The 9,771-nt window shown below is 61.5% G+C and carries 4 protein-coding genes; all 4 read right to left on the bottom strand.

Annotated elements, in window-relative coordinates; genetic code table 11:
• Positions 1 to 1,977, bottom strand: a 1,977-nt coding sequence (locus GSQ94_RS16750; RefSeq protein WP_174240956.1) for an SBBP repeat-containing protein, incomplete at its 3' end; no start/stop codon positions are given.
• 102 nt (positions 1,978 to 2,079) lie between these two features.
• Positions 2,080 to 2,766 (bottom strand): HAD family phosphatase, encoded by a 687-nt coding sequence (locus GSQ94_RS16745; protein WP_158945014.1) that lies wholly within the window; start codon positions 2,764 to 2,766, stop codon positions 2,080 to 2,082.
• 59 nt (positions 2,767 to 2,825) lie between these two features.
• Positions 2,826 to 6,428, bottom strand: coding sequence for a carboxypeptidase regulatory-like domain-containing protein (locus tag GSQ94_RS16740; RefSeq protein WP_158945013.1), 3,603 nt, complete (start codon positions 6,426 to 6,428; stop codon positions 2,826 to 2,828).
• Between the two features lie 44 nt (positions 6,429 to 6,472).
• On the bottom strand, positions 6,473 to 9,049 hold the full coding sequence (locus GSQ94_RS16735) for a multicopper oxidase domain-containing protein (protein WP_158945012.1): 2,577 nt from the start codon (positions 9,047 to 9,049) through the stop codon (positions 6,473 to 6,475).
• Positions 9,050 to 9,771: the final 722 nt, after the last annotated feature.

The raw sequence follows: 9,771 nt of genomic DNA, 5'->3' as shown, positions 1-9,771 counted from the left end.
GGTGGGGCAGTCGGTCGAGGCTTCGGTGAAGGTGTATGGGGTGGACTGGTTGCTGGCGGGTTGCGTGGAGAAGGTTTGAGGGGAGCTACTTAGATTTGTAACTGTGACAGTTCGCGTGGCGATGGGGCTGGTGGAGGTCTGGATGCCGAAGTCGAGCTCGCGGGGGGAGAAGACGATTGCGTTTGGTGTTGTGCTGGTGGCGGGGAGGTTGACTGTTTGAGCGGTGGCATTGCTCGCTGCGACGGTGAGGGTTCCGGGGTTGCTGCTGGTGCTGGTGGGCGCGACGTTGCACTCTCCGCCGGGAGCGAGTGTGGTTGGGCAGTCAGTGGCGAGGGTGACGTTGGTGGCGGTGAGTTGGAGGTTGGTGGCGGCGATGCTGCCGAGGTTTCGGAGTTTGAGGTTGGGGAGATCGTCGGTGGAGAGAGCGAGGCTGGGCGCGGCGGTGGTGGGGTTGAGCTTTGCGAGGAAGGCGGCGGCTCCTGCACAGAGGCTTCCTGTGCAGGAGCCTGGGAGGAGCGCGGCTGAGCGGAGGATGGATGGGAGAGCGGCGGTTGGGGAGTTGGTGAGCGGGAGGTCGTAGGTTTCGGTGCTGAGGAGGCTGGCGCTGGCGGTGGGCGAGGCGCTTCCGGCGAAGGTGGGTTGGCCTGTGGAGTCAACGGTGAGGCCGGTGAGGGTGACCGGCGCTGACGCGAAGGGGAGGTTGGTGGTGGGGAGGCCTCCGAAGCGGATGGTCTGGTCGATTACGGGTTGCGAGGTGTTTTGCTGGGTGATGCGGAGGGCGTAGCTGTTGCCTATTTCGGAGAGCGGTGTGAGGGGCAAGAGCCAGGCGGGGTTATTGCCGGTTGCGGAGACCCAGGCTGCGCCTGAGGGCGCGGGGATGACGGAGGATTGGATGCCGGGGGCGAGGATGGTTGAGGAGATGAGGGTGCTGCCGTCGAGAGAGAGACGGAGGAGGGTTTGGTAGTTGGTGTTGACCAGAGGGGTAGCGACGTTGGCGATAGGGAACTGGCCGGGGGCGATAGAGCCGGTGAGAAGGAGGTTTTGCGCGACGGGATCGATGGCGAGGGAGGTGATGCCGGGGCCGGGGAGGAAGGTGGAGAAGACGATGCCGTCGCCTGCGGGGGTGAGCTTGGTGAGGAAGCCGGAGGTGGTTGTGAGGAGGTCGGGGATGAGGGCGGAGAGCGTGGGATAGCCGGAGGAGGTGGTGTATCCGGCGATATAGGCGTTGTCGAATGCGTCGGCGGCGATGGTGGCGGGTGCGGTGTCGCCGTTTTGGCCGCTGAGATAGGTGGCGTAGAGGAGCGCGGTGCCGATGGTGTTGAATTTTTCTACGAAGCTGTTTTGCAGGGAGCCTGAGGCGGGTGATTGGATGATGCCGGAGGGGGTAACGGGGAGTGCAGAGCCGAAGATGCTGCCGGTGAGGAAGACGGCGTCGACGGTGGCGGCGATCGCAGTGGCTGTGGTGCGGGGGCTTCCGGTGTAGGTGAGGAAGATCGGGTTCAAGTTCTGATCGAACTTGCCGATGAAGGAGTTGATAGAAGTATCTGCCGCAGCAGGAAATGCTGCGCCGGGGGTGGTGACCAGGGAGCCAGAGGTTGTGGTGCCGGTGATGTAGAGGTTGCCTGATGGATCTAGGGCCATGGCGAGGCCGATGTCGCCGCTGGAGCCTAGATGAGCCTGGGCGAGGATGGTGGTAGCGGAGGCGTTGGTCTTGAGGAGGCGGATGCCGTCGCCTTGATCGAGCAGGAGGTAGAGGTTGCCGGAGGCGTCGGACTGGATGGCGTTGAACTGCGCGTAGTGCGCGTTGGCGGGATCGGGGTTGGAGGAGCCGAGGAGGCCGGTGAAGAGGAGCTGTTGCGGGCCTGTTATTTGCTGAGCTACGGCTGCTGCGGAGAGTGAGAGCGTGGCGAGTAAGAGGAGGGCGAGGAAGCCGCAGAGACCGGCAACGGTACGTTGGGGAGAGAGCGGAGTCGTCATGTTTTGTGGCTGCGGGCAATCCTCTGTTGCAGCCTGACCTTAACTATTTCGTGCGGTGAAGATTCTTTTTTTGATGAAGTTGAGGTGGACGTTACGTAGGTACTATAGCTTCCCGTTTTGGGACGTTGAATGACGCCCAAGTTGTAGGAGAGGTTCGAGTCCGCGGGCACGCATCTCGTTCTCGAAGGCGGGATGGTTGGAGTACTGGATGGCCTGCATGCCGACGGCGATTGCGGCGTCGATGTTCTCCTGCTTATCGTCGATGAAGAGGATGTTTTCGGCTGGAGTCTGGAGGCCTTCGACGGCGTGGTGGTAGATCTCGGGCTCTGGCTTGGCGCGATTGACGGCGTGCGACCAGGTGTGGTGGTCGAAGGATTCGATCCAGTGGTGACGGGCGCGGAGTCCGGTCTCCATGGCGTCGGGCATGTTGGAGAGGATGCCGGTGCGGATGCCTGCGCCCTGGAGCTGCTGGACCCAGGCGAGCATGGGTGGGTTGAGGGTGGACCAGAGGTCGGTGTCGGCTGCAATGAGCTGATCGAGCTGCGAGGGGGTGATGACGATGCCTGCGCCCGAGGCGGCAGTGTGCCAGAAGGAGCTGGCGTTGAGGTCGCCGCGATCGTAGGCGTGGCGGTGAGCCCAGTACTCGCGGTGGAGGAGGTCTTCGCTGAGGCCGGTGATGGAGCGGAGGCGAGCCCATGCGGTGGGGTCGGGCGCGCCGGAGAGCACGAGGCCGTAGTCGAAGAGGACAGCTTGAATGGGATTCTGAGTGAGGTTCGAAGTGGGATTCATAGACGTGTTTATTGTAGTTCGACTATGAATCCCTGAGACGAAGGTGAGAGAGATCAGGATTAGAAGTTGAACTTGGCTGCGCCTTGCAGGACGCGCGCCGGAGCTGCGCTGACGGCGGTGCCAAAGGTCGTGCTTCCGATGTTGCCGTCCACTGAGGATGGGCCGCTGAACTGAGTGTGATTGAAGACGTTGAAGGCTTCTACGCGAAAGAGGAGCGACTTCGCTTCCGTGAGGGGGAGCCTCTTGGCGACGGCCATGTCGTAGTTGTCGGTGCCGGGGCCGTAGAAGAAGCGGCGCTTGGCGGTGCCGGGGGTTCCGAGCGCGTTCTGGGTGAAGGCGGTGGTGTCGAAGTAGCCGTTTCCGTTGCGGGGGTTGTGGTTGAGATGAAGCGAACCGCCGCTGTAGTCGGGCTCGTCGATGGCGCTGTTATTGATGCCGTTGGGATTGGTTCCGAGGAGCGAGTTGTCGCTGTTGTTGATGAGGGTGATAGGGAAGCCGGTGGCGAAGTGGGAGATGCCGGAGAGCGACCAGCCACTGGTGAGGCGATTGGGGCGAAGGAACTGGTCAAAGGGGAGCTGGTACTCATAGCTGACGACGACGTTGTGTTTGACGTCGAAGGCGGAGACGGCGTAGCTGAGAGAGGGGTTCGTGGGGTTGACCTCTTCGCCAAGGTTTGAGGACTGGTCGAGAGATTTGCCGTAGGTGTAGGCGACGGCGAACTCGAGACGGCCACTGGTGTGGCGCGCGCCAAGTTCGAGGGCGTTGTAGCTGGCGTGGCCGATGGTGGACTGGAGAGCGTTGCTGCCGAAGTTGGGGCCGAGAGGTCCGCGGGTTCCGTTGACCTGACCTCCGCCGATGGGGAAGTAGACCGTATCTTCGCCACCGGGGCCGCAGGTGAGGGTGCCGGGTTGGACTTCGCTGGGCAGACTGAGGCTGAGGCAGGTGGAGGGACTGCCGGCGTTGGGCTCGATGAGAACGAGCTGGTGGTGGCTGGAGTTTCCGATGTAGCTGGCGCTGAGGACGGTGTTGGGGCCGAGCTGACGCTCGATGGAGAGAGACCACTCTTCGGTGTAGGGGATGCGGTTGTGGATGTCGTAGCCGGGGATGCCTTCGATGGGCTGGAAGGCGCTCCAGTTGATGTTGGGGTCGGGGTTGCTGCGCGAAGAGTTGAGCGGCGCGAAGGTGTAGGGGAAGGGCTGGCCGTTGTTCTGTCCGTCGGCCGCGTTGACGAATGGGGTGGCGAAGAGTGGTGATTGAGGGCTGGAGTAGGTGGTGCCGTAGGGAGCGTTGGCCGCGAGCACGCCGATGGAGAGCGCGGGGATGGCGGTGTAGAAGTTGCCATAGCTGGCGCGGATGCTGGTGGCGCCGGGTGCGCCGAGGATTTTTTCGAGGGCGCCTGAGTCAGACTGAGGCGACCATGCGAGGCCTACGCGCGGAGCGAAGTGGCGGTTGCTGATGGGAGCGAGGGTGTCGGGGATTCCGGGATCGCCAGGGTAGAGGATGCCCGGAGGCGCGCCGGGGAAGACGGTGGATTGTGCGCCGGCTACGAAGGTGGAGATCTGGTTGTAGCGCTCGCTCCAGGGAGTGACGCGGTCCCAGCGAACGCCGTAGTTGAGGGTGAGATTGGGGAGGAGGTGGAAGCTGTCCTGCGCGAAGAGGCCAGCGTATTTGTTGCGGGCGTAGAAGGGGTTGAGCTGGCTCTGGTTGTACTGGGTGGGAACGCCGATGAGGAAGTCGGCGAAGTCCACGCCTGTCTCGGTGCCCTGGAAGACGAAGTTACCGTTGAACTGGGCGATGGGCGCGCCGTTGACCTGGTCGGCGTGAAACTCGCCGCCGAACTTGAGGGTGTGGCGGCCGAGGACCTTGGAGAAGACGTCGGTGACCTGGTAGGTGTTGTTGGCCTGGATGAGCTGGTTGGCCGCTGCTCCGGTGGAGTAGCCGTTGAAGTTGAGGTTCTCTACGCTCTCCCCTTTGGGGTCGAGGGCGACGATGCTGGGGCTGCCATCGGCGTTGACGAACCCCTGCGAAGCGAGGCTTACGCCTTTGCCACCGACGGGCTGGCCGAGGTTGGTGAGGTTGCGCATGAAGCTGACGTGAAGCTCATTGACCGAGGTGGCGTTGAGGGTTTTGGTATCGCCAAGGGAGAAGAGCTGGGCGCGGCCGGTGGTGATGGCGTCGAAGCCGGGGACGCTGGCGCCGCTCTGCGCGACGGGGTAGGGATTGTCGAGGTTGAAGTCGTCGATGAAGTAGTAGGCAGAGATGAGGCCGAGACGGGTGGTGACGTCGAAGCGTGCTCCGGCCTTGTCGTCGCGAACCTTCTGGTTGAAGGACGATGTGGCGTAGGTGCCTAAGGCAGTGTTGGGAGCGGGGATGTACTGCAGGAGTTTTTGCGCGGGAGTGGACCAGACGCTCTGGGGGATGTTGGCGTTGGGGAAGACGCACTGTGCGGAGGAGGTGCAGCCAGGGACGTAGTAAGGCTCGCCCTGGACGACTGGGTAACCGAGCTTCTGGCTGAGGAGATTGGCGAAGTAGGGACCGCCGACTGCGCCGCCTAGCTGATTTCCTGCTGTGCCGTTGGTGAAGTCGAGGAGGTTGCCGGTTCGATCAGCGACCGAGGGTACGCCGATGTTGCCGGTGTCTACGCCCATCGTCTGGCGGGTGCCCTGATAGTCGATGAAGAAGAATGCCTTGTCCTTGTGCACGGGACCGCCGAAGGTGCCGCCGAACTGGTTCTGACGGAAGGCGCCGCGGGTGGGCGAGAAGTAGTTACGCGCGTCGAGGTCGGTGTTGCGGAGGAACTCGAAGGCGCTGCCGTGGAAGGCGTTGGTGCCGGATTTGGTGATGACGCTGATCTGGCCGCCGCTGAATTCGCCATACTCCGCGTCGAAGTTGCTGGTGACGATGCGGAACTCGGCGATGGCGTCGAGGTTGGGAATGATGGCGGTGCCACCGTTGACGTCTTCTTCTACGTCGCTGCCGTTGACGGTGAAGAAGTTGGAAAATTCGTTCTGGCCGTTGACGGAGACGGTGCCGGGGTTGAGTGTTCCGGAGGGGTTGAGGATGGTGGCGCCGACGTCCTGCACGGTGCTGTTGGTGATGGAGGTAGCGGGAGCGACGCCGGCCTGGAGGGAGAGCAGGTCGGTGAAGCTGCGACCGTTGAGTGGGACGGCGGTCATCTGGCGGCCGGTGATGACTTCGCCGAGCTGGGTGCTGATGGTTTCGACGTGGAGGGTGTTGTCGGTGACGCTGATGGTCTCCTTGACGCTGCCGAGTTCGAGGGCGACGTCGATGGTGAGGGCGGCGTTGGTGTCGAGGACGATGTCTTTGCGCTGATAGCTGCGGAAGCCGGTGGACTGCGCTTCGAGTTCATAGCGGCCGACGGGAAGAACGGGGAGGGTGTAGTAGCCCTTGCTGTTGGCGGTGGCGTGATAGGAGAGGCCGGTGCTGGTCTCGTGGAGGATGATCTCCGCGTTGGAGACGACGCGGCCGGAGGGATCCTTAACGGTGCCGGAGATGCTTCCTGCGACGCTGGCCCAGACGAGCGAGCCGCAGAGGATGATGACGAGGCAGAAGGCTTTGAGGATTTGGGATACGGTACTGCCGACTTGGTTCACACTGGCTTTGTTCAGACCGGCTTCGTTCAGACTTACTGGGTTCAACATTACTTCTCTCCTGATCTTTTAGTGAGCGATGGGCACGGATATTTCTACTGAAGGGTGATGGGTACGTTGACTGTGGTCTGAGACTGCGAGGTGCCGGTGCCTGCGGTGCCGGTGACGAGTATGGAGTAGGTTCCTTTTGCTGTGCCGGGGTCGGTCTTCGTTGATCTGCTGCATCCGAGTGCCATGAAGAGCGCCGTGGAGAGCGCGGCCGTCATGACGAAGGCGAGGATGGCCTGGCTCCGATTTCTACGGCGTGGGAGAGCGAAGAAGAGCAGGCAGGCGAGGCTGGTGCCGCCTCCGGCTGCGAGCCAGCCAGGAGTGTTGGTTCGCGAGCTGAGGGGATGGGTCGGTGTGGTGTTGACCGTAAGCGAGACCTGTCCGGTGCCGGTGGTGGAGTTCGGATTGACGAAGCAGGCGGATTCAGTGAGGTTCGACGGCATGGCGCAGGTGAAGGCGATGGGGCTGATGTAGTTGTTGGCGACGTTGACGGCGATGTTGGCCAGTGCGGCTGCTCCTACCGCTGCGGTGGTGCCTGACGAGGAGAGAGCAAAGCTAGAGATAGTGATGGGAAGCGCCGTCGAGACCGATTCTGCGTAGGTGGGATCTCCCTGATAGAACGCAGTCAGGGTGTTTACGCCGGCGTTTCCGTTGATCGTCGAGGTAAGGACGGCCTGGCCGTTCTTGATCGTTACGGGGGTACCGATGGCCGATCCGTTGATCTGAAACTGCACTGTTCCCGTCGGGGTAGGATTGCCGGTGGCCGTGTCGACGACGTTTGCGGTCAGAGTGATGTTTCCGTTCGGGGTGACGCTTGATGCCGATGCAGCGGCTGTTACCGCGGAGGCCGAACCGGAAGATGGCAGCACCAGAATCGAGCCCATCATGCCGCCGTCTTCATGCGCGAGGATGTGGCAGTGGTAGACGAAGAGGCCGACGATATTCGGATCGCGGAAGTCCATGCGCAGCTTCACGCTCGGATAGGGACCGCTTCCGTTCCAGTATGGGAGATCGACGGTGTCGCGAATTGCAGGATCGTTGACCGGTTGTCCATTTACTTCGAGGACCTGGAAGTGGATCTGATGGATGTGGAAGATGTGATCTTCTTCTGCGGTGTTTTGTACGACCCAGTCTTCGACTGTGCCGGAGTGAACGACGATGTTCGGCGGCTGATTCATGTCGAAGAGGGCGGGTTGCTGACCCTGTTCGGTGATGTAGAAGTTGGTGGGGCCGGCGGGGTTCGACGGGTCCTGCAGGACTTCAGAGAAGTCCAGATTGCGCTGCGCCACGGGGGCTGCGTTGGCGAGTGCAGAGAAGCGGGTGACTTTTCTCGCGACAACTTTGGACGGAAGCTTCTTCACCGCGGCAACGGCTGGATTGGACGAGCCTTCGACACCATTTTGACTGACGATGGTAGCGAGCGTACGGGTGGGATCGAAGTCACCGTCCGGACCTGTATTCCAGTATTGCGTGGTCAGCTGGGCCTTATCGCCGACGTTCGGCGTGGTCACTACAAACTCCGCACGAGCACCAGGCGGCAGGAGAATGGTTGTTTCGCTGGTCGATTGCTGTCCGCTACTTCCCGAAGCAATGGGGTATCCGTCGATCGCTACTACTTGCACTGCTTGTGCGACTCCATTGACGACGTACTGGAGATTCATGATGGTGTCGGCTGCGGTATTCGCGACACGCCAGAGCTCCTGCTGGCCGGGGTTGGTTTGAATGATCGCGGGCGTGTAGCCGGGATAGGTCACGGGAATGTAGTTGATGGACACATCCCACGCGGGAATATTGGTGTCGTTGAGTTCGGAGTCAGGCAGAACCTGATCGCGGAGGACGAAGGTGCGCTCGGTGAGGCCGGCGAGGGCGGTGTCTACGTTCTGCAGACCCTCGACGATGATGGCTCCGGTGGCTCCGCCCTGGACCTGGCCTTCGCTGAAGCCGTGCGGATGGGGGTGGTACCAGTAGAGGCCGGGAGGTTCGTTGGCGGGGATCTGAACGCTGTAGTCGAAGGATTGGCCGGGCGCGATGAGGGTGTGGACGACCTCGTCCTGTCCGCAGACGGGTGCGACGTTGGTGCCGTGGAAGTGGATGTTGGTTGCGGTGGCGGACATCGCTCCGTTGCAGGCGCTGCTGGTGCTGGTGGTCGGCGTCGCTTTGGGAGAGAGCGTAATCTTCATGCCGGCCATGTTGTCCCCGGTGGCGGAGGGTATGGTTGCGGGCAGAGCGTTTTGAAAGTGGATGATGAGCTGGTCGCCGGGGTTAACCCGGAGGGTGGGGGATTCGAGGCCGGTGCTGGTGACGAAGCAGTAGCGGACGAGGCCCTGCGAGTCGGTGGTGGTGAAGAACTGCATGGTGAGTTCGAGGACGCCGTTCTGGCTGTGCAGCTCGGGCGGCGCGGAGACGATGGAGCCGGCGGTGAAGCGGGCGCAGACCTGATCGGCGGAGTCGGAGCCAATTGCCTTGGGTGCGGCGAGCTTGGCCAGATCCTGCGCGGAGATTGCTCCGCGGCCAGCGTGAGCCTTTTGCGCATTGGCTGAGAGAGTCACGGCAGAGAAGAGCATCAACAATAAAGAGGAGAAGAAGAGCCTGGAGAGGAGTGAGATTTTTACTGCAGCGTTCATGGCACTTGCCTCAAAAAAATTGCGTGATTCGTCCTTTGGCTGGGCGGGAGTGCTGCTCGCCATCGTGACGGTTGAATCTTGTGAACGTGGAATCCTGGGTGACAGGAGCCCGCGCGTCTACTCGGCTTTAGTCTTCTGTCTTCCGTTTCAGGTCTTCGCGGCCTCCGCCAAGAGTTTTTCGCGAGGATCTGATTGGTACGTGTCTCAGGTGTTGCTTTTTGGAAGGAGCTAAGGGCTTGAGTTCGCAGTTCTCGCCTTCACTCCTGCGGCAAACTCCCATATCTCTGCTGTTTTCAAAATATACGACAACTTCAGTCCTAGATCAAGGCGGGACTGTCAATTGGCGATGAATGTGCGAATTTATTTCGCGGGTTGTGGTGAAAACTGTGGAGGCCATGGAGAAAACAACTGCAAGGCAACCGCAGATCCCTACGGGATGACAACAAAAGGACAGAAACTGCAACGGCAACAGCAACCGCAGAACCCTGCGGGATGACAACAAAAGGACAGGCAACTGCAGCGGCAAGTGCAACGGCAAGTGCAACGACAACTGCAGCTGTCGTGGTGGGGTTCCTCGCGAAAGTTAATGCGTGTTCCAGAAGCTATCAGCCTATGAGAGGTTGCTGGACTGGCGGGGCGGTGGGGTTGGGGGCGCGGAGGATGAGCATGTTGGCGGGATCGTTGCCGAGAGGGATGCCGTCTTTCTCGAAGGCGAGGATGAT

It is taken from the genome of Granulicella sp. S190, assembly GCF_009766095.1.
In the GTDB taxonomy this organism is placed as follows: Bacteria; Acidobacteriota; Terriglobia; order Terriglobales; family Acidobacteriaceae; genus Edaphobacter.
The sequence above is the reverse complement of the archived record's forward strand: the minus strand, read 5'-3'. Positions and strand labels throughout refer to the sequence as shown.